The 24,106-nt window shown below is 31.3% G+C and carries 25 protein-coding genes and 1 other RNA gene; 12 read left to right on the top strand and 14 right to left on the bottom strand.

Translation table 11 applies throughout. The annotated features are described in order from the left end of the window. Positions 1-54: 54 nt before the first annotated feature. The 3 genes from H593_RS0102830 to H593_RS0102820 all read right to left on the bottom strand — a co-directional run bounded on the left by H593_RS0102830 (position 55) and on the right by H593_RS0102820 (position 2,699). On the bottom strand, positions 55-1,869 hold the full coding sequence (locus H593_RS0102830; RefSeq protein ID WP_028871028.1) for a S8 family serine peptidase: 1,815 nt from the start codon (positions 1,867-1,869) through the stop codon (positions 55-57). A 2-nt stretch (positions 1,870-1,871) separates the two neighbouring features. Beyond that, positions 1,872-2,363: a hypothetical protein gene (locus H593_RS19845; RefSeq protein ID WP_051229604.1), complete on the bottom strand. Its 492-nt coding sequence runs from the start codon at positions 2,361-2,363 to the stop codon at positions 1,872-1,874. Between the two features lie 81 nt (positions 2,364-2,444). Continuing rightward, complete coding sequence (locus H593_RS0102820; RefSeq protein ID WP_028871027.1) at positions 2,445-2,699, bottom strand: hypothetical protein; 255 nt, start codon at positions 2,697-2,699, stop codon at positions 2,445-2,447. 221 nt (positions 2,700-2,920) lie between these two features. Here H593_RS0102820 and H593_RS0102815 point away from each other — a divergent pair, with 221 nt between their 5' ends. Together H593_RS0102815 and H593_RS0102810 are read left to right on the top strand one after the other, a co-directional pair. Beyond that, complete coding sequence (locus H593_RS0102815) at positions 2,921-3,856, top strand: sulfotransferase family protein (RefSeq protein ID WP_028871026.1); 936 nt, start codon at positions 2,921-2,923, stop codon at positions 3,854-3,856. Beyond that, entirely contained in the window at positions 3,853-5,094 is a 1,242-nt protein-coding gene (locus H593_RS0102810; RefSeq protein ID WP_028871025.1) for an O-antigen translocase, read from the top strand. The genes H593_RS0102815 and H593_RS0102810 overlap by 4 nt, the downstream gene beginning before the upstream one ends. A gap of 1 nt (position 5,095) precedes the next feature. Here the strand turns inward: H593_RS0102810 and H593_RS0102805 are convergent, their stop codons facing one another. The 9 genes from H593_RS0102805 to typA all read right to left on the bottom strand — a co-directional run bounded on the left by H593_RS0102805 (position 5,096) and on the right by typA (position 14,993). Next, complete coding sequence (locus H593_RS0102805; RefSeq protein ID WP_028871024.1) at positions 5,096-6,409, bottom strand: O-antigen translocase; 1,314 nt, start codon at positions 6,407-6,409, stop codon at positions 5,096-5,098. Next, positions 6,410-7,513: a DegT/DnrJ/EryC1/StrS family aminotransferase gene (locus H593_RS0102800; RefSeq protein ID WP_028871023.1), complete on the bottom strand. Its 1,104-nt coding sequence runs from the start codon at positions 7,511-7,513 to the stop codon at positions 6,410-6,412. Further along, complete coding sequence (locus H593_RS0102795) at positions 7,510-8,382, bottom strand: GNAT family N-acetyltransferase (RefSeq protein WP_245585001.1); 873 nt, start codon at positions 8,380-8,382, stop codon at positions 7,510-7,512. The genes H593_RS0102800 and H593_RS0102795 overlap by 4 nt, the downstream gene beginning before the upstream one ends. 152 nt (positions 8,383-8,534) lie before the next feature. Then, on the bottom strand, positions 8,535-10,034 hold the full coding sequence (locus H593_RS18410) for a hypothetical protein (protein WP_037051380.1): 1,500 nt from the start codon (positions 10,032-10,034) through the stop codon (positions 8,535-8,537). Between the two features lie 27 nt (positions 10,035-10,061). Further along, positions 10,062-10,292 (bottom strand): hypothetical protein, encoded by a 231-nt coding sequence (locus H593_RS0102785; RefSeq protein ID WP_028871021.1) that lies wholly within the window; start codon positions 10,290-10,292, stop codon positions 10,062-10,064. Between the two features lie 171 nt (positions 10,293-10,463). Further along, on the bottom strand, positions 10,464-11,150 hold the full coding sequence (locus H593_RS0102780; RefSeq protein ID WP_037051378.1) for a hypothetical protein: 687 nt from the start codon (positions 11,148-11,150) through the stop codon (positions 10,464-10,466). A gap of 383 nt (positions 11,151-11,533) precedes the next feature. Then, positions 11,534-12,913 (bottom strand): hypothetical protein, encoded by a 1,380-nt coding sequence (locus H593_RS0102775; RefSeq protein WP_028871019.1) that lies wholly within the window; start codon positions 12,911-12,913, stop codon positions 11,534-11,536. Next, positions 12,900-13,112 (bottom strand): hypothetical protein, encoded by a 213-nt coding sequence (locus tag H593_RS0102770; protein WP_245585000.1) that lies wholly within the window; start codon positions 13,110-13,112, stop codon positions 12,900-12,902. Before H593_RS0102770 ends, H593_RS0102775 begins: the two co-directional genes overlap by 14 nt. A gap of 81 nt (positions 13,113-13,193) precedes the next feature. Then, on the bottom strand, positions 13,194-14,993 hold the full coding sequence (gene typA / locus H593_RS0102765) for a translational GTPase TypA (protein WP_028871017.1): 1,800 nt from the start codon (positions 14,991-14,993) through the stop codon (positions 13,194-13,196). A 279-nt stretch (positions 14,994-15,272) separates the two neighbouring features. On the opposite strand from typA, the gene H593_RS0102760 reads away from it, so the two are divergent. The 3 genes from H593_RS0102760 to H593_RS0102750 all read left to right on the top strand — a co-directional run bounded on the left by H593_RS0102760 (position 15,273) and on the right by H593_RS0102750 (position 17,171). Next, the gene (locus tag H593_RS0102760) at positions 15,273-15,632 is read left to right on the top strand and encodes a hypothetical protein (RefSeq protein ID WP_028871016.1); all 360 of its coding nucleotides are present in this window, start codon (positions 15,273-15,275) and stop codon (positions 15,630-15,632) included. 134 nt (positions 15,633-15,766) lie between these two features. Then, complete coding sequence (gene kdsA / locus H593_RS0102755; protein ID WP_028871015.1) at positions 15,767-16,588, top strand: 3-deoxy-8-phosphooctulonate synthase; 822 nt, start codon at positions 15,767-15,769, stop codon at positions 16,586-16,588. A 109-nt stretch (positions 16,589-16,697) separates the two neighbouring features. Next, entirely contained in the window at positions 16,698-17,171 is a 474-nt protein-coding gene (locus H593_RS0102750; protein WP_028871014.1) for a GNAT family N-acetyltransferase, read from the top strand. 3 nt (positions 17,172-17,174) lie between these two features. Here the strand turns inward: H593_RS0102750 and H593_RS0102745 are convergent, their stop codons facing one another. Beyond that, positions 17,175-17,534, bottom strand: a complete 360-nt coding sequence (locus H593_RS0102745; RefSeq protein ID WP_028871013.1) for a DUF1801 domain-containing protein — start codon at positions 17,532-17,534, stop codon at positions 17,175-17,177. Positions 17,535-17,681: 147 nt separating this feature from the next. Here H593_RS0102745 and H593_RS21560 point away from each other — a divergent pair, with 147 nt between their 5' ends. Next, on the top strand, positions 17,682-17,873 hold the full coding sequence (locus H593_RS21560; protein WP_169338344.1) for a DUF1361 domain-containing protein: 192 nt from the start codon (positions 17,682-17,684) through the stop codon (positions 17,871-17,873). Between the two features lie 52 nt (positions 17,874-17,925). On the opposite strand, the gene H593_RS0102740 is transcribed toward H593_RS21560, so the two are convergent. Then, positions 17,926-19,134, bottom strand: coding sequence for an NAD(P)-dependent oxidoreductase (locus tag H593_RS0102740; protein WP_028871012.1), 1,209 nt, complete (start codon positions 19,132-19,134; stop codon positions 17,926-17,928). A 522-nt stretch (positions 19,135-19,656) separates the two neighbouring features. Between H593_RS0102740 and ssrA the strand changes: the two genes are divergently transcribed. The 6 genes from ssrA (at position 19,657) to H593_RS0102715 (ending at position 23,668) form a co-directional block, all read left to right on the top strand. Further along, positions 19,657-20,052, top strand: a transfer-messenger RNA (tmRNA) gene (gene ssrA / locus H593_RS20380). An 82-nt stretch (positions 20,053-20,134) separates the two neighbouring features. Continuing rightward, positions 20,135-21,031 carry a hypothetical protein gene (locus H593_RS0102735; protein ID WP_028871011.1) on the top strand — a complete coding sequence of 299 codons (897 nt, stop codon included), beginning with the start codon at positions 20,135-20,137 and terminating at the stop codon, positions 21,029-21,031. Between the two features lie 89 nt (positions 21,032-21,120). Then, the gene (locus H593_RS0102730; RefSeq protein ID WP_028871010.1) at positions 21,121-21,402 is read left to right on the top strand and encodes a helix-turn-helix domain-containing protein; all 282 of its coding nucleotides are present in this window, start codon (positions 21,121-21,123) and stop codon (positions 21,400-21,402) included. A 4-nt stretch (positions 21,403-21,406) separates the two neighbouring features. Further along, a complete protein-coding gene (locus tag H593_RS20700) occupies positions 21,407-21,577 on the top strand; it encodes a hypothetical protein (protein WP_157588761.1) in 171 nt (56 codons plus the stop codon). Between the two features lies 1 nt (position 21,578). Continuing rightward, positions 21,579-22,769, top strand: coding sequence for a primase-helicase family protein (locus H593_RS0102720; RefSeq protein WP_028871009.1), 1,191 nt, complete (start codon positions 21,579-21,581; stop codon positions 22,767-22,769). Between the two features lie 284 nt (positions 22,770-23,053). After that, entirely contained in the window at positions 23,054-23,668 is a 615-nt protein-coding gene (locus tag H593_RS0102715; protein WP_028871008.1) for a hypothetical protein, read from the top strand. The last annotated feature ends 438 nt before the right edge of the window (positions 23,669-24,106 follow it).

Raw genomic sequence — 24,106 nt, 5'->3', positions numbered from 1 at the left:
TTTATTAAACATAAAAACTACCAGCTTAATAGTAAGCTGGCAGCTATTATAATTTTATTTTTCGACTATTTTCTGAACGTGAATTTGTTTACCTCTACTATCTAAAACTTGCAAGATATAAATGCCTTCATTCAAATGTTCTAAATTTAAATTGACTGAATTTGAATTTATCTTGTCATTAGTATAAACTTCCTGTCTATAGAAATCATAAATTTTAATTGATAAAAGATTTTCACTACTAGCATTCAAATTTGATATTTTAACATTGGTAGTCACTAATGTAGGGATAACTTCAATATCACTTTCCTTACTATCATCTTTATCAACATTAGACATTCTAGAACTTGAACTAGGAGGTAGTGAACAATCTAATGCCAACGTTTCATCTATACTTAAATCTATATAGCCACCAGTTTGGGGATAATAATCTCCACTCAAAATTTCAATATTATTTCTAGCTTTGAATTCCAATTGAGCATTACCTGTAACATCGTTATTAGACATTTGGATTTCATAAGGTGCTGTTTCCAGTATATAAGACCAACGATATAAGATTCTATCATTAACTTCAACAATTCCAAACTCATCTGCCATATCTTTTGACATTTTCACCGCTTTATAAGCATCTAGAACTCCTGAACCAATTTGACCGTTATAGGATTGGTTAACAGATAAATTATCAATCTTCTTTGATGTTAATTTTAAAACAGTTTCCACTTCTTCCTGCGTTAAACAATAATTTAAATCTAACATTAAACCTACTGTTCCAGCAACAATTGGCGCTGCATATGATGTGCCACCTCCATAAGTATAAGTCCCATTAGGCTGACCTGACTGCTGTGTCAAAACTGCTCTTCCAGGAGCAGCAATATCAACTCTGTCATTATAAGTAATTGAAAGGTTAGAATTACCAACTGCTTCAAATCTATCTTTTTGAATATTGTGCGTGGAATCTGGATCATTTAGTTCATATAAATGTCCAACTACCGTAACAGCAATAACGTGATCATTAGCCGCTGGATAAAGGTAAGCTCCATAGCCTAATGATGGACAACTAAAAGCTCCATTTCCAGCAGCAGCTATTAATACAGCTCCATAACCATACGCTTCATCCATTGCCATTTGCCTAATATCAATAGTGTTCTGTGAAAGGTTACATGATCCCCAACTCATATTAATAATTTTAACACCATCTTTTGCTAATTGTATAACAGCATTTGTCCCACCTGATTTACTTCGAATAAAACTATTAAAACCAACAGATGCCATACCAGTATTATTATCTGTAACTCCTCCAGCAAACAAAGCAACACTGGTGCCATGTCCATTATAAGATGAGCTACTTCCACCATTATGAATATCAGATTGTCCAATTAAATCTTCATGATTTATATTCACACTTTCTGAAATACTAATTATGATATCAGTACTCCCTGTTGTCATATCCCATGCTTGAGGAGCATTAATATAATTAAGTTCTTCTTGTTCTTGTAGTTCACCTCCATTTGTTCCAAAATCATTGGGAATATAAAGAAATTGAATTTCTTTTTTCTCTTCTAAATTGAAAAAAATATGCGAGAGTTTATCGTCCATTTCATCAAATAAAGCTAAATCTGAAGTAGTAATCTCAAAAACTTCTAGCAATAGAGCATTATTAGATGCTGGCAAAGATCTTTCAAAGCTTATAACATTATATTTAGAGAATATACCATTTATGGTCTTGTCTCCAAAATCTAAAGTGACATAGCTTCTTCCTTGGGTTACTTTTGGAATCTTAGATGAATCTTTTATACTAAACCAGTACGCAGAGTCTTGAGAAAAACTAAAAGTAAATATCGTTAAAAATAAAATTAAAATTAAGCTTCTCATAATTAATCTATTTTAGTTTTTAACACGTCAACCTCCTTCTTAAGCTCAATGGTATAAAGCATCAACTCTTCTATTTTTTGAAGTAATAATTTATTCATTTCTCCAAGTTCAATACCATTTTCTTCAACTTCTGCAGCACTAGGTATATCTTGTAAATGCCCATTCAATTTAATAAAGGCTTCAACCTCTTCTAATGTTGGTAATTTATAATCTTCTTCAAAAACATAATCGGCCCAATCGGTATACACCTTAACAGAGTGTGCTCTCATTTTACCATTAACTGTTAAATTATACAAATCACCGTTATCACTAAAAGATTTTGTACCAATTGTTAAGTAAGAATTAGCTTTGGGTAAGTTTAAATATACATTATCACTACCATCCTCTTTTAACTTAAAAAAATGTGACTGACTTTTGTTATAATAAATTAGTTCACTAGATCCTACTGTGTTAGCAAAAAATCTCCAACGGCTTTTATAATTCCTATCTTCCATACCAATAAAAGATTGGGCTTGAGTATTATAATTTGATTCTGTAAAATCTAATACATTTAAAATAAAGCCACTAGGTCCAAATTATGTACCTGCATTTAGCACAGAACATTGTAAATTCCTATCTGAACCACTACTAAATATAGATCCATTAGGTAAAGACTTGGTAAATATTCTACGTTCACCTTTAACTGTACCAACAACTTCTAATTCTTCTGTTGGTGTCAAAGTTCCAACTCCAGCATTCCCTGTAGTTGGAAATGTGTTTGTTGGAAATGTGGTTTGTGATGTTGCAGTAGAAGTAACTGCCAATAAACTTAAAAAAAGTAATTTTCTCATAATAATTGATTTTTAGATTAAACATCTATTAATGCAGGAAATTAAAACATAAAAACACACTTATCAATGTTAAAATACTGAAAATCATACACATATTACGGTTTTTCCGTAATTAAAAATACACTTTTTCCTATAAATTATAAAAACTCCTCTGGATAGGATGTTAACAATAAAGTTTTTGAAGAAGAATTGTTTATTTTTGAAATTACACTATTCGTTTAATGCAAAAATCAAAATATTTTCCTAATCTTTTCATTCCAGGTGCTGCAAAATCAGGAACTAGCACTTTGCACGCATTACTGAATTTTCATGAAGATATTTGTATGTCATCAGCAAAGGAACCTTTTTACATTGTTAAAGATGACTTTGATACATCAATTGATTTTTATAACAATAAATACAGTGAGATTTTAAAAGAAAAACCTAATGCTAAATATAGAGGAGATGCAAGTACCAGTTACATGCTTTTTCCTAAATTTATTGAAAGGGTTAAAGCGCATTTAGATGAGGATGTGAAATTCATTTTTATATTAAGAAACCCTGTTGATAGGTTATATTCTCATTATTGGTATCTTAAAGGATTAGGAATGGAATCTCTTGAATTAAAAGATGCTATTTTAAATGATATTGATATTGAACCAGATAATTCTAAACGACAACCTAGTGGTAGGTTTAAAAGTTATTTTCAATACGGCCTTTATGGTAAATGGCTATCTAGATTTTATGATAATTTTGACAGCAAAAACATTAAAGTTGTATTTTTTGAAGATTTAAAAAGTAATCAACTTGGTGTGGTTAACGAATGTTTAGAGTTTTTAAATTTGTCTAAGTTTGATTCAATTAATAAAACTAAGGCTAATAAAACTGTTATACTTAAAAATCCAAAACGTTATAACACAATTACAAAATTGATGAGTAATAGTATTAGGATACTCAAGCCAATTCATTTTTTTATACCAAGACATTTAAAAACATCAATCAAAAATAAAATAAAGAATTTTGCGATTAATAAGAGTAAAACAAACACTGATTACCCAAAATTATCTAATGAAGAAAGACAATGGATTACAGAGTTATACAAAAAAGACTTTATATTACTACAGTCAATTTTAAACAAGAATTTTAGTGTATGGAACGATTTTAAGAAATATCTATGAGTCTAATTAAAACATCCTTTTATTCTTTTATAAGCACTTCTGTATCTCTCATAACTAAACTTATAACTAATAAAGTTACCGCAATTTATCTTGGAACTAGTGGTATGTTTTTTTTAGGTCAATTAAAAGACTTTATTAGTTTAGGAAAAGTTGCGAGTACAATTGGTACAGAAAATGGAGTAATTAAATATGTTGCAGATTATAATAACACAGAAAAACTGAATCCGTTTATTAGCTCTGCTCTAAAAATTCACTTAATATTTTCAGTAATAGTTTGCATTATAACTCTTATTTTTAATAAAACTCTCGCACACTATTTATTTGAGGATTCTAAATTTTCTAGTGCTCTAATACTTTTATCCTTTTCATTTATCACCTCTGCGGTTTACAGCCTAATTCTGTCTACTTTAAATGGGCTAAAAAAAATAAAAACCTATGTGATTATAAATATTATTGCTACAGTACTATCATCAATCATAATGATAGTGTTGGTAATTAAATTTAATTTATTAGGAGCAATCCATGCAATTGCTTTAAGTCAAATTCTTGTATTTTTTATTTCAATCATATTTTTAAAAAACATTAAAAAACCTTCAATAAGGGAATTAAAATTAAGGATAAATTCAAAATATTTTAAAAATCTAACAAAATTCTCTTTAATGGCTGTTACTGCTCCAATATTTATGCTAGGTGCAACCTTCTTTGTTAGAACTTTTATAAATAGAAACTTAGGAGATCAGTTTGCTGGCTCATGGGAAGGTATGTGGAGAATTTCAGCTATTTATATTATGTTTCTTACAACAACATTTAAATTTTATTTGATTCCAACTTTCACTAATTTAAATGGAGAAAAACTAAAAAACGAAGTCTTTAAAGTTTGGTCGCTAAGTCTTCCAATTATAGTAATCATAACACTTGCAGTTTATTTAATCAAAGATTATCTTATAGTGTTGCTATTTACTAAAGAGTTCTTATTAATAAACTCAATCATCTTGTTTCACTTACTTGGAGATGCTATTAAAATTAATTCTTGGGTACTTGGTAATTTATTGATATCTAAAGCTAATACTAAGGTGTTTATAGGTTTTCAAATAGGTTGGGCAGTAGTCTTTTGCTGTTTAACCATATTCTTTATTGAATATTATGGTTTTGTTGGAGTTTCAATAGCATATTTTGTCACTTATGTTCTACACTTCATTGCAATGAATATATACTTTAGAAAATTACTTTGGATCTAATCTAAGATGCATCTTCTTGAGATGTTTCTGGGATTATCCCAAACAGCGATGTACCAAAAATAAGTAACACAATGCCATAATGCATTACATAACTTAAAAAATGTCCTATAACGGCTCCTTCAACACCATACGCGTCAATAAAATAAACACTAGAAAAATAGAGCGTTATGACTAAAAACACTTCTACTATAATAAAATGCATAAACATTTTTTTGGCTAAAAATTGGTAAGAAATAACCAGCGTTAACACCTTAATAAAGTCTCCTAGAAGTTGCCAAAAGAACAAATTTTCTGTTGGTTGAAATTCTTCGGAAAAGATAAGTGGCACTATAAAAGGCCTCAAAATATAAATTAACACCAAGCCTAATCCAAAAATTGGCATCACCGATTTATAAAAACTAAAAATCTCCTTCTTAAAGTCTGCTTTAATCTTAATTTTGCTAAACTTAGGCACGATATAAAGCGTGATTATTGACGTAATAAACATCAAGTAATAACTAGAAATCCTATTCATTGCCTCCCAGTAACCTGCTTCCTTTATTCCAATTTCAGAAATAATATAATTACGAATACAAATAGAAATTAAAGGCAAAGCTACTGCTGTAACCAAGGCCATCGCAGTATATGGACTAAACGATTTTAAAATATCAAAACTTATATGATCTATTTTAATAGACGTCATTAAGTTTCTTCTATTTACGATACCTACCAAAGTAATTAAAAATATCAAGGACGGTGCTATAACTGCAGCAATCAAAGCGCCATCTATACGATCTTGATAAATTAAAAGCAACGTTACTAGCAAGCCTAAGATTTGACCTATGATATTAATAATGAGTAGCATTTTATAGTTAGAAAAGCCATTCATTATGGAAAAACACATCATATTTAATGCATAAAATGGTAATGCTAAAGCCATTATTTTAATGACATAGGCAAAGTCGTAATACGATGAAAATAATAAGTCGTTGATGAATTGCGCATTATAGTAACATGTAAACGCAACTATAATGGTTGAGAAGAAGCATAAATAATAAGCAGTAGATAAGGTTTTACTTAAATTGATACTATCCTCTCTAAATTTAGCAATGGTATTAACTACGCCATTATAAAACCCAAGTATTGAAATAGATTGAATAGCTCCTAAAAAATTCCTGAGATTACCAATCAAAGCCATGCCCTCAACACCAATAAAAAAAGCAATGGCCTTAGATGTTAAAACACCTGCAATAATTTTAGTAATAATCGTCGCAGAGTTAAGATGTGCTACTTTAAATAATACATTAGTGTTAATGTATTTAATTAAGCTTTTCAATTAATAAAGGTTTAGGGCATTAATAATTGTTTCAATCTCGTCATTAGTCATTACAGGACTCATTGGGATACTAATTACGGTATCATGAATGGCCTCTGTAATTGGCAAATATAGAGATTTATAAAGAGACAAGGCTTTTTGGTGATGTGGAGCAATAGGATAATGAATTAAGAACCCTATTTCTTTTTGGTCCAAATAGGTCGTAAAATGCACTCTGTCTTCAACTCTAATAACAAAAACATGAAACACATGATTATTAGAACCATCATAAAACGGAAGTGTAATTTTAGGATTATCAATTCCATTTAAAAACCGTTTAGCAATGTCACGTCTTATCTCATTCTGTATATCTAAGTCTTTTAGTTTCACATTTAAAAATGATGCTTGCAGTTCATCTAGCCTGCTGTTAATTCCAATTTTTTCGTTGACATATTTCTTAGAACTTCCGTAGTTATGCAGTAATTTAATACATGCTGCTAGGGCATCATCGTTGGTCGTCACAGCTCCTGCATCACCTAAAGCTCCAAGGTTTTTAGTGGGATAAAAACTAAAACCTGCTGCATGAGATAAGTTTCCTGCTTTTTTTTCTTCAGAAATAGATACCGCTCCATGAGCTTGGGCAGCATCTTCAATAACCAGAAGGTTATTATTTTTGGCCAACGTGCTAATTTCAGACATGTCTGCTAACTGCCCATATAAATGAACGACCAGTATAGCTTTAACCGATGGTTTGAGGTGTTTTAAAATTTCCGAAGGTGAGATATTAAAAGTTGCTTCGTTTGGCTCTACAAACACAGGTTTAAGCCCAGAATTAATAACAGATAGTATGGTTGCTATATAGGTGTTTGCGGGAATTATGACTTCATCACCAACTTTCAATTTACCCAGTTCTATATAGCCTTTGAAAATTAGCGTTAACGCATCAAGACCATTAGCAACTCCAATGCAGTGTTTTGTGCCACAATAGTTTGCAAAATCTTCTTCAAATTGATTGACTTCAGAACCCTTTATATAATATCCAGAATTTAAAAATGCTTTAAATCGAGATGAAAAGGTATCTTCGTACTTTGAATTAATTTTATTTAAGTCTAAGAATTTAATCATAACATTACATCGTCCAATAATCTATAATTTTCAGTATTTATAGTATAAAAATCATGAGTTATTGCATTTGCTCCAAAACTTTCTTTCCAATTAAGCAAACCTCGATTTACTTGTTGTCCTTGATTTTCATTTGAAATACCAAAACTAAAATAATGTTTATTACTATATAATTTATTTATTAAAAAATCAAAAATAGCATCAAGTCCACCTAGTTCATTTTTAGATGTAATTGTAGAAATATATTGCGCATGAGCTACTTTAGAAGACTCAAAAATAGTTACACCTGCAATAATTTCATTATTTTGATAGGCATTAAATTGTCTTATTTTATTAGGGAAATTTAATTTTAATTCACTTATTTCTTTTAACGAATGTGTTGGCAATGAATTGTGGCGTTTTTCTAAATTTGGAATTAGAATTTGATTAAAAAAATCATCAAATTCTAAGACTTCTTTTACAACTACATTATTGTTCTTAGCTTTTTTTAAATTCCGAGATCTATTTGATGACAATTTTAATTTATTTCCATTATCAACAACCATTGAAACATCTCTTCTGTAAAGGTGTGCTTTACTTTTAAATAAAAGATAATCAATTTCGTCACTTGGTAAACTATTATAAATTTTAGGTAAAACCTTTATTTTTAATATTGGGATAGCATTATTTAGTAGATATTGCAAAAGTGCTTGAAATATTGTAACCGTAGTTTCAAACTTAACATCTTGTAATAATAATAGTCCTCCGTAACTCAAACCTTGATGAGAAATAACAGTGCCTTCAATTCTATTTGCAGGAAAAATCGAAACTAGCTTATTGTTTTTATAAATCATCAAAGAGTAATCATCAAAGCGGTCTTGATGATACTCCATAAAATCACGTTGAAATAAAAATGTAGCATTTTTTGAGTTTGCTACAAAATTATTCCATTCCTGTGTTTTATTATAATGATATGTTTTAACAGTAATAATAAGATTCTATTTTAGATGTAATTTACTAATGTAATAAATACTAGCTTTTAAAGCTAATCCGTAATTTCTTTAAATACGACATTCCCTAGACTATCCATAACCTCATAAACACCATTTGGCGCACCTTCATTAATCATTAAATAACTATGATCTGATTCTAGGTGTTCAAGATAGCCCACATTATCTTCCAAATAGGAAAATAAGACCCTAAATAAATTAACATTAGATTTTAATTTATTATCGAATTCTGGAACCTCACCCTTAGGCCATTTAATAGCAAGCGCTGCAGTAAACGCAGATTTAACCAATTCATCATCCTCTTGTTTTATCCTAGTTTGCAAGGTATAGTCAAAACCCACAAAACCACCATGATCGGCAACCATGACTACAATAGCTTCATTGTCGTTTTCATTTATGATGTTTATGATGTTTTTAAGCCAGCCATTTGCATCATCAAGTTTATCGATATAATCTTTTCGTTCTTTTGTTTTACCATCTGAATCGTTCTTAAATGTACTTACATGACCTGGGGCTATTTGCTCAATAAAATAAAAATTATTTGTCTCTTTATTCTCATTAATCACTTTTTCTAAATCTATCTCCAAATCTTTAGTTACACCAAAACCTCTAGTAAAATAAGGTACTTCACTGTAATCTATATTGCAATAATCATAAAGAACTTTAGAACGATTAACTAATAAATAAGATTTCTGTAACATTAAGAAGGTCTTATACTCATTATTCTTAAAAATTGAAATGACTGGATTATCTCCAATAACAATTTTTCTAGAATTATAAAGCTCATGAGCAGAACCCTTAACATTATTATAATAATGGTGTTTCATTGCGAACATTGAACTGTTAGAACTTAAGGTTGAAAAATAGTTACTTCTAAAATTCTCATACATCTTAAAATTATGATCAAGTAAAAATGCCTCAAAATCCGAATTGTCATAATTATATAGCTCATTTCTTAATTCTGAAAAATTCGCATAACCATCGGGCTGAATAATATAAATATTGGGTTTCTTTTTAAATTTTGCTTGTTCAATATCATCTGGTTGTTGCATCCATTCTGAAGACGTTTTAAACGGTACAAACAAAACAGGAATTAACATAAAAAAAGCAATAACTGACATAATTAACTGCATAATAACAACTTTCTTAATGTGTTTAAAAACAACAATTGATAAAATAAATGCAAGTAATAATACGACTACTAATATTTTCTTTTTAAAACCATAGGTCACCAAAACCATAAAAAACACAAAGAATGTGATATTTAAAACCGGAATTATATATGGTTTATATCTACCTATTAAATGTAGACGATCACTAGCTATTCTTGCGATATAAAACACAAAAACAGGCAGCAACAAGAATGTAATAACGTAAAACGCAAACTGGCTCCAAGAGCAAACTAAGGTGAAATTTGAATAATAGACATATAGTAAAGGATACAATCCTGCGGCAAGAGCAGCGACTATGGGGAACGATCTACTTTTAGGACTAAATCTACTTACTTTTTTTTTTAGTCTTTGTATTAATTTCATGTGGTCAATTTACAAAAAAGTAACACTCTATTTCTCAACCTTTATAAAAACTATCTCTTCATTTTCATTGATAACTTCATAAACTCCAAAGGAAGCATCTTCAGAGACTACATCAAAACTTTTATTATCTGCCAAAGCCTTTAAATAATCTTCATTCTCACTTAAATAAGAAAATAATACTCTAAACAAATTCACAGCGGTTATTAACTCGTCCTTATAATCTGGCACTTGATTTTCTGGCCATTTAATGGCTAACACAGAAGAAAATATTGAACGAGTTAAATCAGGATCACCTGTTTTTTTTCGATGTTGCCCCGTATAATCATAGCCAACATAACCACCATGATCTGATGAGATAATAATAAGAGCGTTTGTGTCCTTATTAATAATTGACGAAACGACATCTCTTAACCAAACATTGGATAACTCTTAATCCTTAAGATACTGCGCTCTTTCCTTAATTTCACCATTTGATGATGACTTGTTTGAGTGAATATGACCAGGAATTGGATATCTTACAAAGTAAAAATTATTGAACGATTTATTTATATCAATGCTATTTAACAAATCTGATTTATTGTCTGTTTTAAAACTATTTCCTCTTGAAAGAAACGGAACTTCACCATAATCAATATTGCAATAATCATAACCCAGGCGAGGTCTATTAACCACTAAATAAGCATTATCTAATATGAGATTAGTATTATAACCATTAGAGTTAAAAATATCAAGAACAGGGTTTTTATCGATAATTATTTCTCTAGCTCCTGTAAATTCTTGAAAACTATTTTTATGATTATAATAATGATGCGCCATAGAAAACAAAGACGTATTAGAAGATAGTGTTGATCTAAAATTACTGTAAGTTACAAACTTATTATAGTCTAAAAATGATTTGAAGTTATCATTATTATATTTATAGTACCCTTTTTTAATATAATCAAAATCAACATAACCATCGGGTTGCAAATAGTAGATATTAGGTTTTTTAACAAATTTAGCATTCAAAATATCATCTTTTTGAATTTGCCAATCATAAGAATACGTAAATGCTCTGTATACATTAGGAACTAACTTAGCAAGCATAAAAGTTGATAAAAATAATTGAAAAACCATTATTTTATTGATATGCCTATATAAAATAATGCCAACTACACCCCCAACTAAACCAGCCAGAAACAAGTAAAAAATAAGCTTCAAAACCTTTTGAGACAGCTATTATAAAAACTCCAAAAAAGGCACAATTTAATACCGAAATACTAAATTTGCTAAATATTTTTAATGATGGGATACTTAGTAATAAACGATGCGTAAAACGGGTTATAATTGCAGGTATAATACAAAAACATGATATAAAAAACAGGAATTGCTGCCAAGAATTAACCAATGTGAAGTTTCTATCATATAGATAAAACAGCGCATAAACACCTGATATAAATCCTGCTATAAGTGCATAATCTTTACTACTGTTTATGAACTTACTTATAGCCTGCCTCAAATTATAGAGCTTTATAAACGTACATCACACGTTCAGAATTATCAATCGCTACTTTTTCTACTAAGATGAAGTATTTAGCATAACACGACTCAAAATTATTGATGTTATAAAAATCAAAATGCCCTTTGAATTCTCCTTTTGTATTTAACAAGCGTTGTACCCAAGAATCTGTTCTCTGCGGAAACTCAATAACTAAATGTTTCGAAAAGGATGAGAAAAATTCTGCAGACATTTCAAAAGGAATATTACCACTCAACGTCATATGATGAATAAATGCCAATGCCATTGTGACATCGGGCGCATATGCTTTTATCCTCTTTAAAAAGGAATCTCTTTCTTTATTATTAAAACCAATATTCGCTGACGGATTTAAAACATCAAAAACAAAAGGCAACATAAACGTTTCTTTATTTTTCTTTACCAGGATATGATTAGCATTTACGGCATTATAATCAATATCACATACCAAAGCTTCCTGTAATTCTTGATTTATTTTCCTTACAAAAGTGCCATCATTACCTCCAATATCAATTACCGTTTTAGCTCCTAATTGTTTGATCCATCCATCAATAATCTCTGCCTTTTGGTCAAAAGCACCGTTTGCATAATTAGTTTTATCATAGTAATTTCCCCATTCACTAGTAGATTTCAATGACATCTTTTTTATAAAATCGTAAAGGCCTTTAATAATGTTGAGCTGTGCCTTCTTTGATAAGTGGCTTGCTTTAGATTCTCCTTTATAATCTTCATTATGCTTGTCTTCAAATTTAGTAAGTAAATGAATGTTTGAATATAGGAAAGGATTCAGTTTTGTCTTAAATGGCAACATTGACGACAACATTTTAATAGGAACACCATCAATGAAACTGTTCATTAATTTTAAAGAATCTAGACCGTTGTATTTTGCTAGCAATAATGGCCCCAAGAAATGAGTTATAAATTGTTTGTACGCTCGCCATGGAGAATTTTCTTGATAGAAATCAAAAGACAAGGTATCTATAAAAACCATTTTACCTTTGTGAAAAGTCACATTAAATGCAGATGCATCTTTTAATGAAAAGCCATTTTCTAAGGCGAATTTTTGAATTTTTAAGGTCAATAAAGCGGCTTCTTTATATTGACCAAAACTCCATTCATAAGGATAGTTTATAAATGAAATTTGCTCCGGCTGTATAATAACTTCATCATTTGAAGCCAATAGCTCCTCATGCGAAATCAACAAACCAGCATTATGCAATTTCTTGAAAAAACCTGTTGATTTAAGTGCGTTATACTGCTCAAAGTAGAGCGGTGAAATGGAACGTTTTACAAGACCTTGATCTATAAATATAAAACCAGAGGGATCTCTAAAAGATGAAGAATGTCTATTATTGCTTGTCACTATTTGATTTACTTTCTATATCAGACTCTTTTACATCAATGTCATCAAAGACATCATCTTCTGGCTTAGAGACTCTTAAAAATACCTTTATTTTATACATAAGATTTTTAGAAAAGAGCAACACTCCCGCAACAGCGGCAACAATAGCTTGAATAACCATTGCTCCTAAACCTGGATCAAAATATAGAAAATGTATCATTTATGAATTTTTAGTAAATATAGAAAAATAAAAAAGGAACCCAAATTGGATTCCTTTAATTTAAATTATATAAAATTAAGCTTAATTATTCTTATTACGCTTACGATCATTTTCCGAAAGGTGTATTTTACGTAGTCTTAAGAATTTAGGTGTGACTTCAACATACTCATCTTTCTGTATGTATTCTAAAGCTTCCTCCAAAGAGAACTTAATTGCAGGTACGATTTTAGCTTTATCATCTGCACCAGAAGAACGAACATTACTCATCTTTTTGGTTTTTGTGATATTCACAGCCATATCATCACCACGAGAATTTTCTCCAATAACCTGACCTTCGTAGATATCTTCACCTGGATCAACGAAAAACTTACCTCTATCTTGTAATTTATCAATTGAGTAAGGGATTGCTTGACCTTTCTCCATAGAAACTAAAGATCCATTTTGACGTTCAGGAATTCCACCTCTAAGTGGCTGATATTCTTTAAACCTGTGAGCCATTATAGCTTCACCTTGAGTAGCTGTTAATAGTTGGTTACGCAAACCAATAATACCTCTAGAAGGCACCATAAATTCACAAACCATACGATCACCTTTAGCAACCATGCTCAACATTTCACCTTTACGCATCGTAACCATTTCAATAGCTTTACCAGAAACTGTTTCAGGTAAATCAATGGTCATTTCTTCAATAGGCTCGCATTTTACACCATCAATTTCTTTTATGATTACTTGAGGTTGTCCAATTTGCATTTCATAACCCTCACGACGCATCGTTTCGATTAATACTGACAAGTGTAATACACCACGACCAAACACCATAAATTTATCTGCACTATCAGTAGGCTCTACTTTAAGTGCTAAGTTCTTTTCTAATTCCTTAGCTAAACGATCCTTAATATGACGAGATGTTACGAATTTTCCATCTTTCCCGAAGAAAGGAGAATCATTAATCGTAAACAACATACTCATTGTTGGTTCGTCAATATTAATAGTTTTAAGACCTTCTGGTGCTTCCCAATCGGCAACAGTATCACCAATTTCGAAACCTTCTAATCCAACTATCGCGCAAATATCTCCAGTTTGTACACTGTCAACTTTCAAACGACCAAGACCTTCAAAGATATGAACTTCTTTGATTTTTGATTTTACAATACTTTTATCGCGTTTAACTAAAGAGATGTTTTGTCCTGTTTTAAGCTCTCCACGAGTTAAACGTCCAATAGCGATACGACCCGTAAATGAAGAGAAATCTAAAGATGTAATCAACATTTGAGTATTACCTTCTGGAATTTTTGGTGCAGGAATATGCTCGATTACCATATCTAAAAGTGGTTCGATATTATCTGTTTCGTCTTTCCAATCATCACTCATCCAATTGTTCTTTGCAGAACCATACACCGTTGGAAAATCTAATTGCCACTCCTCTGCTCCAAGCTCAAACATCAAGTCAAATACTTTCTCATGAACTTCATCAGGAGTACAGTTTTCTTTATCAACTTTGTTGATCACTACGCAAGGTTTTAAACCTAAATCAATAGCTTTTTGCAAAACAAAACGCGTTTGAGGCATAGGGCCTTCAAAAGCATCAACCAATAATAAAACACCATCAGCCATATTTAATACACGTTCTACTTCACCTCCAAAATCGGCGTGACCAGGTGTATCAATAATATTGATTTTAGTATCCTTGTAAATTACAGATACGTTTTTTGAGGTAATTGTAATTCCTCTTTCACGTTCTAAATCGTTATTATCAAGAATTAAATCACCCGTATTCTGGTTATCTCTAAATAATTGACAGTGATACATGATTTTATCAACCAACGTAGTTTTCCCGTGATCAACGTGTGCAATAATTGCAATGTTTTTAATATTAGCCATAATAGACGCCTTGTTTTAAGCGTGCAAAGGTACGTTAATTTCTGTATAAATAATACATCTTAATAAATTAATAAAAATGGTCTTTTTATTAATTCTTCGGAAGATTAAGGAACAAGACCTTTTATAGCTAATCAATTGATATATAATCCTTTTAAAGTTGAAGTCTTGAAGTGTTAAAGTTTCCGAAGCTTAAGTTAATAAAATGTTATACTGATTAAACAGGATAATTTCTAGTCGTATCTTTCGTTAACTTAATTGATCACAGTTAATAGCAATCGAATGGAAACAATTAGTAAATATTCAAAATTTGTGCCTTACCTCTACTTCTTAGCGGTAATTGCTTACTGGTTCACAGATGTCAACCAAAGTAAAGGAATAACTGCCTACCCAATTCTCTTATTTGGAGTTCCATTTTTGTGGCAAATAATTAAACCAAATAAGCAGCTTAATTTCACTCTAGGAATTACTTTTGTATGCCTATCATCTTACATGATTGTCGCCTATTTATCTGATGTTTTTAATATCGTGAACTTGTCTCAGCAAACAAAACAATTTATGGTTTACGGTGGTGTTTTTGTCATTGTCAATTTTGTAATGGCCTTGTGGATGATTAGAAATAGTTTCAAGAGAAGTTTCTAATAAAAGACAAAAGACTCCTTTGCTTCCAGACATAAGCTGCAAGACTAGTTTTTTTCTATGACAATTAGTGTTCAAGCAAGTTAATGGTATTATATTTTGTTAACTTTGTTGCTGAAATTTGAAATTTTAAGCACATGCAATTATCAGACGTACCTAAACTAAAACACACCAATTCAAATAACTTCTTTCTGCTTTGTGGACCCTGTGCCATTGAGAGTGAAGATATGGCTTTACGTATTGCTGAAAAAGTTCTCAATATTACCAATACGCTTGAAATTCCTTATATTTTTAAAGGCAGTTTCAAAAAAGCTAATAGAAGTAGAATTGATAGTTTTACTGGGATTGGAGACGAAAAAGCACTTAAAATTCTTCAAAAAGTCTCGCGAACATTTGACATCCCAACAGTTACTGATATTCATGAAATCTCTGATGCCGAAATGGCTGCAGAATATGTTGATGTTCTACAAATTCCTGCATTTTTAGTGCGCCAAACCGATTTAGTAGTCGCTGCTGCAAAAACAGGGAAAGTAGTTAATTTGAAAAAAGGACAATTTATGAGTCCGGAAGCGATGAAACATGCTGTACAAAAAGTTAAGGATTCTGGAAGCGACAAGGCGTGGATTACAGATCGAGGCACAATGTTTGGCTACCAAGATATGATTGTAGACTTTAGAGGTATTCCAACCATGCGCGAGTACGCACCAGTTGTATTAGATGTGACACATTCACTACAGCAACCTAATCAAAGCGCAGGAGTTACAGGTGGTCGTCCCGATATGATAGAAACGATTGCGAGAGCAGGTATTGTAAATAACGTGGATGGTTTATTTATAGAAACACATTTTAACCCTGCAAATGCTAAAAGTGATGGTGCTAATATGCTACATTTAGATAATCTTGAAAACTTATTGACTAATTTGGTCGCGATAAGAAAGACGGTGAATAGTTTACAGTAGTTTAGTATTTAGTAAAATATAACAGCATTAGTTCTGACTTCGCTTTCAATTTCGAATTCGAAGTCAAATTCAATTTCTCCCGATAGCTATCGGGATTCAAATACAACCCATGATAAAAGACCTCGAAATTAGAGAAGCAACATTAGAAGACCTTACAGAAATTACCTCAATTTTTAGAGATACTGTTCGTGCAATAAACAGTAGAGATTACTCTGAAAAACAAATAGAAGTGTGGTCGTCTGGTGCCGACGATACAGAAATTTGGGAGAATCGTATTAATGATCTTTATTTTATTGTAGCTGAATTTAAAAATGAAATTGTTGGTTTTGCTCATATCACTAAAGGCTGTAACCTAGATGGACTGTATGTTCACAAAAATTACCAAAGACGAACCATTGGCTCAAAATTATTACGCATTGCAGAATCCCATATCATGGCCGAAGGTTATGAAGTCATAAATGCAGATTCTAGTATCACCTCAGTTGATTTTTTTGATTCTCATTACTTTGAACAAATCAAAAAACAAAAGAAATCATATAAAGGTAAAGGATTTGCTTATTCTATTTTTTCCAAAGAATTATAACTCTTATGTTAAGAACAACTTATTCTTATGCTTTTCAACTTCCTTTAGAATATTCATAAATAGAGCATCATCAATTTCAGCTGTAGATTTATAGCGCAAGGATTTGACAACCTTTCTATTCTCAGAAACCATATGCTCTGTGTATTTTGTTAAATGAGCAGAGTGCCAAAAACCTACATCTACATAATCTTTACTTTGATTTAGATAACAAATAGGACGTTTTTCTATATAGTAACAAGGCAATTTCCATTTATATTCTAAATGTGACTCAGGAAGCGTATGCTCAATTAATAGTTGCAAATGGAGCAACATTGACTTGAATGGCTCAGGTTGTTTGATTATATATGCTTCGGCTGGCTTCATAAGAGTAAAATAAAATTTTGTTACCATTATTTAACGGTTTGATTCTATTTTTCTTGTCCCTATTAGACATAGAAAAACTATTACAACAGTATTTAAAGCCTAAACTGTTGACTCCAATATTGCTGTCTATCTTAGGACGGACTGCATTTGGTATTTATCTTGGTTTTCTTGCGTTATAACTCTTGGGACATCATTAATAAGCCATTGCATATCTTTAGAGATATATTCAATGTCCTAGTCCATCCTCAAATAGAGGCCTGGATATTTACAGTGACTTTCGGTAGCTTTCTAGCAGCTTCTTATTGGATACTAAAGGGGTTCTCAAACTTTAAAAACTAAACGATTAAAAAAGATACAGCTATTATTAAAATTAGGAACCTAATTCTAGTAATTACTTATTCCCATCCACATACTCCTGTAAATATTTAAAACGTTCTGTCAACGTCCCATCGGGAGTTGTAATTTTTGCACGTTTTAAAATACCACGTTCATCATTATTAAAAAATGCAGGAATAACATGTTCTAAAAATAGCTCTCCAAAACCTTCACTTGCATCTTTTGGCAATTCACATGGTAAATTATCTACTGCCATAACTGTTATGGCACCCTTAGCATCAAAAGCGACCTCTTTTTCAGTTTGAGGATCATATCCATAAAAAGGATCTGCAATAGTTGATGGTTTTATTGTACTAGCGACAGGACCATCAATATCACAAGATACATCTGCCACTAAATTGATTTTAAAATCAGGCTGTTTAGCATCTTGTCTTGTAAATAAATATGGCGCATTATTCCCATAGAAATGTCCAGCTATAAAATAATCAGTTTCTCTAGCGTATGGCATAAAGTTACTTTCGAAGTAAGTTGGGTCCTTATAAAATTCTTGTTTACTACCGACTTTGCCATCTTTTCGTTTTGCGTATTCCATGACGTCTGCCATGACATAAACAGACTCTGTAAATTGCGAGGTTAAGTATAAAGCATCACTGACTTGTTTAATTTTTAAATGGTCTAAAATTTCTTTTGCTCCAAGTGCCACTTTCCCTGTTCCGGTAAGTAGTATTTTGATGTTTGGTAATGTGATTTTATCTAGTTCTGCTTTGACTTCGTTCAAGTCTGCAAGCATCTCTACTTTTGGAAGGTTGAACAGTTTATCTCTTAAACCCAAGACACGAAACCCATTGTATGCGCCAACTAATCCAGCATAACGCCCAAAACCTATGAGTCTTGCTCCATTTTGTTTGACAATAGTTTCGTGATCATACATTTCGATATGCTTGTCCAACATGACCTGAAGCAATTTGCGATTATAGGGTTGTTTTTTTATAGTATGTGAGAAGTAAAAATATTTTTTATTCGGAAGAAGAGCCTCTAGTGGTACTTCTTTAACGCCAATCATTACATCACAGTCTGACACATCATCTAAAACTGCAAATCCTTTTTGACGATATGCATCGTCTGAAAATACACGAATATCTGAAGACTCAACAACAAATTCTGCGTCTGGAAATTGTGTTCTAGCCTCTGCTAATTTTTCAGGAGAAAAAACCACACGTCTGTCTGGCGGGTTTTTTCGTTCTTTAATAATGACGAATTTCATGTGTAACAATTTTAAACGAAAATAAGTTGATTTTACCGTTTTAGCAAGTCAATTTTTGCTTTAAGAAATTAATTTTTAGGTTCTGCAGCGCTTTAAAATCTTTAATAAGTAATCTCCTTCGTTTTGTTCGATACAAAGTGCTTTATTATCTTCTCATCCATTGTGAGTTTCTTCAGTTACTTTTATGGTTTTAGTGATTTTTGTTATGCAACTTTCATGTACTTTACCTAGGGCATTTTCCTTACCACTGTTCCCTTTTGCTTCTGTTCCTTATGTTATTATAATTTTTCATGTTAACTAAACTAAGAATTAAGACTGACAATTTTTCTTAAAGGAGTTACAAAACGGGTTTGGTATGCAATTTGCACAAGTATTTTTAGTAATTTCGCAGACCTTTTAGCTGTTATTACAGTTCACTAGGAAAATGCGTTAAGGATTGAGGTATTGTTGGAGCTCCTCGCAGAGAGCGACTACCGAAAGCCTGACCTGAAAGGGAACGCCAAAATAAAAATTACTAATAAAGGGGTCGACTGGTTTTGACAGCGAGACTCATTGAATGGTAAGCACGTCGTGTAATGACATTGATACACGTAAAAGGCTAGGTCAACTTTTTAATCGGCGAGAATAACTACGCTTTAGCTGCATAATCTGAATCACAGTAAGATTAAGCCTCGTCCTACTAGGTAGGAGTGCTAAATGTCTCCAGAAAGCCTTGGTTAATGGCGTTCTTATTAGAGGCATCGAAAATATTAACTTAGATCGTGTGACGCTTTGATGCACTTTCGAGATTAAGAAGATAAGTTATAAGTGGGCTGTCTTTTGCCAGCTTATAATCGAAAACCTGATGAAAGACTAAACGTGTAGAAGGCTTTTTAATAGCTTGTTTGGACGAGAGTTCGATTCTCTCCGACTCCACTACTAAATTCCTGTAAGTATCTTAATTTAAGATATTTACAGGTTTTTTAATTATATTTTTGTACGATTTATGTACGGTTAAATTATGACTAACAGAGAAAAGGATAATTTTTATAGAAATTTATTACATCAATTGAATTCTATTGAGATCTCATTTGAAAGTGACATAGAAACAAATCGTCACCATTCTGCCTATTTTTTAGATATTGCTGCATATAAGTTTTTAGATATTCGTGAATTAGAGTTTCTTATTTTATCTACAGAAACAACTAAATTCGATTTTAAATTCCTCAAATTAATAGAAACTAAATGCATTAGTATTATTACTTTATTCAGAAATAATTTGGTTAATATACCTGTAAAAAAATCAGTGTACTCAGTTTACAATTGGGGCTTCGACATAAACTATCCTAAACCTCGAGGGAATGCTATGCTTCTACATATCGTTAATGATGACGTCACCAATTATCCAGATTTACATGAATTTGGACTACCCCTCGGCTTCCAGTCATTTCGTCAATGTTGTAAGTCATGTGATTATCCCGTACCTCTTTCTCCGTTATTTTACAAAGAAGAAAACTTTTGTAGATGCTTAGTGGAAAAATTAAGACTGATTCATTCTTTTGAAATAATTACTACTCACTACATAGCTGATAAATGTCAGGAAATATTAGATTTGATTACTATCGAACCTACTGCCGATGACAACCAAAATCCTCACCCAAGGATTTTCGAAGATTCATATTCATATAATTTATTTTTAAAAATGAATGAATACTATTCAAGTAATAAAAATGATGTTGCTAATTATAGTTTTCTATTTTACGCTATGCAAAATGACAACTTTATTATTTGCGGAAACAAGGAATTCATTGAATTCCTGAGTAGTATTTACATTTATATTGATCGAATAGACTCAAGGCAGTCGGGAACTAACAACAAATATGATTTATATAATCTCCATAAATCATCTAACAAATAAAACTAAAATGCGCTTATTTAAGCGCAACATTGCTTCATAATTAGCGCGATCCACTATCGACTTTTGGCTTGAATTTAAAAATAAGTCAAATGAAAAAACAAATTTTATTTCAGGGTACAACTCTGAACGAATTGGTGGAGTTACTCGCTGAATCTAACAAATCTCAAGTATTAGAATTATTCAGAAAGCTGAATAACAAAGAAGACCAAACCGAATTACTTACCAGAACCGAAGCTTGTGAACTATTAAAAATAGATTCAAGCACATTATGGGCATGGAGCAAAAAAGGTAAAATTAAAGCCTATGGTATTTCTAACAGACGCTATTACAAGCGTACTGAGCTACTCGAATGTTTAACACCTTTGAAATAAATCTATGGAGAAAGCTGCAAAACATGCAAACAGAATGCTTTTAATGAATAGAACATTGAATGAGTTGAAGGCAATGGTAAAAGATGATTCAGAAATGACCGTCGTATTAATTAAGGTTGTATTAGATAATACAAGACCTGTAAAGGAGGGATTTTTAACCATAAACTTAAAATAACATGAATGATTATATAAGAATAGGTACTGACTATTATAAAATGGCTCAACAACCCTTACATAGTGGAGACAAAATGAATGTACTATTGAAATGGAAAAAAGGTGAAATTATAACAGATTTAGGAAAAGATGCTCTTGACGATGTTGAGCGATATGATGGTTTTTGTTTAATACCATCAAATTCCAAATACCAACAAACCATAGATGGTTTCTATAATAAATATGAAAGAATTCAAATGGAATTAAAACAAGGTGAATTTCCTAAAACCATAAAGTTTTTGAAACATATTTTTGGTGAGCAATATGATATCGGTTTAGATTTTATAACCATATTATGGCAAAAGCCGACACAAATCTTACCCATATTATGTTTGGTTAGTGCAGACAGAAAGACAGGAAAAACCACCTTTCTAAATTGGCTTAAGTTAATATTCCAAGGTAATATGACCATAAATGCTAATGAAGACTTTAGAAGTCGATTCAATTCTGATTGGTCATCCAAACTAATAGTAGCTGTTGATGAAGTATTATTAGATAAAAAAGAAGATAGTGAACGTATTAAAAATCTATCAACAGCTTCATCTTACAAAACGGAATCAAAAGGAGTTGATAAATCAGAATCATATTTTTTTGGGAAATTCATTCTTTGTTCTAATAATGAAACAAATTTCATTCAGGTAGATAAAGATGAAATTCGCTATTGGGTGAGAAAGGTAGACTCTATAAATGATAATGATGAAAACCCTAATCTGCTTGATGATTTAAAAAAGGAGATACCCTACTTTACACATCATTTAAACAACAGAAAAATTCAGTCTAAGAGAAAGAGTAGAATGTGGTTTACGAAGAACGAAATTTTCACTGAAGCACTTTCTCGATTGGTAAACGGTAATAGAACATATTTACATAAAGAAATTGCCCAGATATTAATTGATGATTTTATAAAGTATGAATTAGATGTTCTCAAATATACTGCGGGTGATCTGCTCGAGAAATTAATAGCAAATAATACTCGAGCTTCAGCCTTTCAAATTAGCGATGTTTTGAAGAATCATTTTGGATTGGAAAGTACAAATGGCTCTTATTACAGGTACTACCTAACCCAAAGTCCAAATGACAGTAACCATAGTATAAGTAAGCTAAATAATAAGGGCAGATACTTTACTTTTAAAAAAGAAAAGTTTCAAGAGTAAAACAGTGTTGAATTGTTGATCTATAGTTTCCATTGATAAGGTTTAAATGGATCAGTGGAAACTACATCAACTCAACAAGTGTTCAACTCACCATCACGCAGTTTTCATTTCGTTTGTTGATCAAATGTTGCACTTAAGTTTTTAAAGAACCCAACACTATTATTGACTTTAAAAAAACATTCAACAGGTCAACAAATTTAATGACACTTAGAATTATTTAAAACTTCAAATAATTGAATAAAAATTTTTCTTTAATTAATGTCCTGCAAATCAATTAGATTTGCATGAATACACATAATAAGGATATAGACAATAGCGTATATCCAATTGTTGCCAGTAATTTGAGAATGACGAAATCAGAAACAAAATTATTAGTCGGAATTACAGTTCTGATTTTGCTAATCGATATTTTACTTATGAAATATTGGATTAGTAATATTAAACCTGACCCATTTATGTCTGTTGGAGTTGAATCTCACAGACTTGAAATATTCGGAGTGAACATTCTGATTGGAATTATTGCTTTCTTTATAAAAAAAAGACTTTCGATTTTATTTTTCGTTAATACAATAGTTTGTTATTGGATATTCTCATTTTTCTGGAGTTCTTGGATAGAGAATCATCCATACTCGAATTCTGAATATACTTTTAAAATTGAGAATAGAAACTTTAGATTGAGTATTGCTAAAAATCCTAACCATTATGGGATTTATGAATTAGACCCAAATCCGACTGATTCTCTCAAAATAATAGAAATGGGAATGAATGAAAAAATTGGAGATAGTATTTTATTAAAAGGTTGGAATGCAGGAGAATTTTATGATATGTACTTTTATAATAATAAATTGATTGGATTACCAGAAAGTCCAAATGAAATAAAACTGACGAAATCGGAATAAAAACTACTGGCAACACCGTGTATAATTAATTGCTGGTTTTAGCCAATTTACGAAAGTCCTCGCGGACTTTCTATCTGTGATTTATTTGCTAACTTTAGTGCTTAAAACACGCAACTAATCATACACAACAACGTTGTGAAGCAATTGCCGATTTGACGCGGTCAATCTCTACAAGGTGTACGGAAAAATAGAAAGGACGGTTTGTTTTTGGTTTAGTGTAAATACCGATCTTTTTTAAGAGGTGTTTCACTCAGTATTTTAGCTTGGAAGCGTTGAAAGTTCACTTTCAGAACGTTAGCACGTTTAAAATACTGGTATGAATTACGGGAAAAATTTTGACAAAGTCAAGTTTTTCTGGAATTTAAACCAAAAACAAACCGGACTGGTTATGTTTTCCAAGCCGACGGATTATACTTTTACATAATCCATAGTCTTGGA

The organism is Psychroserpens burtonensis DSM 12212, from assembly GCF_000425305.1.
Taxonomy (GTDB): domain Bacteria; phylum Bacteroidota; class Bacteroidia; order Flavobacteriales; family Flavobacteriaceae; genus Psychroserpens; species Psychroserpens burtonensis.
This window is presented reverse-complemented; position numbering and strand designations above follow the sequence as displayed.

Coding starts and splice junctions, on each gene's coding strand:
- H593_RS0102830 (WP_028871028.1), bottom strand. CDS start 1,869: ATGAGAAGCTTAATTTTAATTTTATTTTTAACGATATTTACTTTTAGT.
- H593_RS19845 (WP_051229604.1), bottom strand. CDS start 2,363: ATGGAAGATAGGAATTATAAAAGCCGTTGGAGATTTTTTGCTAACACA.
- H593_RS0102820 (WP_028871027.1), bottom strand. CDS start 2,699: ATGAGAAAATTACTTTTTTTAAGTTTATTGGCAGTTACTTCTACTGCA.
- H593_RS0102815 (WP_028871026.1), top strand. CDS start 2,921: ATGCAAAAATCAAAATATTTTCCTAATCTTTTCATTCCAGGTGCTGCA.
- H593_RS0102810 (WP_028871025.1), top strand. CDS start 3,853: ATGAGTCTAATTAAAACATCCTTTTATTCTTTTATAAGCACTTCTGTA.
- H593_RS0102800 (WP_028871023.1), bottom strand. CDS start 7,513: ATGATTAAATTCTTAGACTTAAATAAAATTAATTCAAAGTACGAAGAT.
- H593_RS0102795 (WP_245585001.1), bottom strand. CDS start 8,382: ATGGAGTATCATCAAGACCGCTTTGATGATTACTCTTTGATGATTTAT.
- H593_RS18410 (WP_037051380.1), bottom strand. CDS start 10,034: ATGAAATTAATACAAAGACTAAAAAAAAAAGTAAGTAGATTTAGTCCT.
- H593_RS0102780 (WP_037051378.1), bottom strand. CDS start 11,150: ATGGTTTTTCAATTATTTTTATCAACTTTTATGCTTGCTAAGTTAGTT.
- H593_RS0102770 (WP_245585000.1), bottom strand. CDS start 13,112: ATGATACATTTTCTATATTTTGATCCAGGTTTAGGAGCAATGGTTATT.
- typA (WP_028871017.1), bottom strand. CDS start 14,993: ATGGCTAATATTAAAAACATTGCAATTATTGCACACGTTGATCACGGG.
- H593_RS0102760 (WP_028871016.1), top strand. CDS start 15,273: ATGGAAACAATTAGTAAATATTCAAAATTTGTGCCTTACCTCTACTTC.
- kdsA (WP_028871015.1), top strand. CDS start 15,767: ATGCAATTATCAGACGTACCTAAACTAAAACACACCAATTCAAATAAC.
- H593_RS0102750 (WP_028871014.1), top strand. CDS start 16,698: ATGATAAAAGACCTCGAAATTAGAGAAGCAACATTAGAAGACCTTACA.
- H593_RS0102745 (WP_028871013.1), bottom strand. CDS start 17,534: ATGAAGCCAGCCGAAGCATATATAATCAAACAACCTGAGCCATTCAAG.
- H593_RS0102740 (WP_028871012.1), bottom strand. CDS start 19,134: ATGAAATTCGTCATTATTAAAGAACGAAAAAACCCGCCAGACAGACGT.
- H593_RS0102735 (WP_028871011.1), top strand. CDS start 20,135: ATGACTAACAGAGAAAAGGATAATTTTTATAGAAATTTATTACATCAA.
- H593_RS0102730 (WP_028871010.1), top strand. CDS start 21,121: ATGAAAAAACAAATTTTATTTCAGGGTACAACTCTGAACGAATTGGTG.
- H593_RS20700 (WP_157588761.1), top strand. CDS start 21,407: ATGGAGAAAGCTGCAAAACATGCAAACAGAATGCTTTTAATGAATAGA.
- H593_RS0102720 (WP_028871009.1), top strand. CDS start 21,579: ATGAATGATTATATAAGAATAGGTACTGACTATTATAAAATGGCTCAA.
- H593_RS0102715 (WP_028871008.1), top strand. CDS start 23,054: ATGAATACACATAATAAGGATATAGACAATAGCGTATATCCAATTGTT.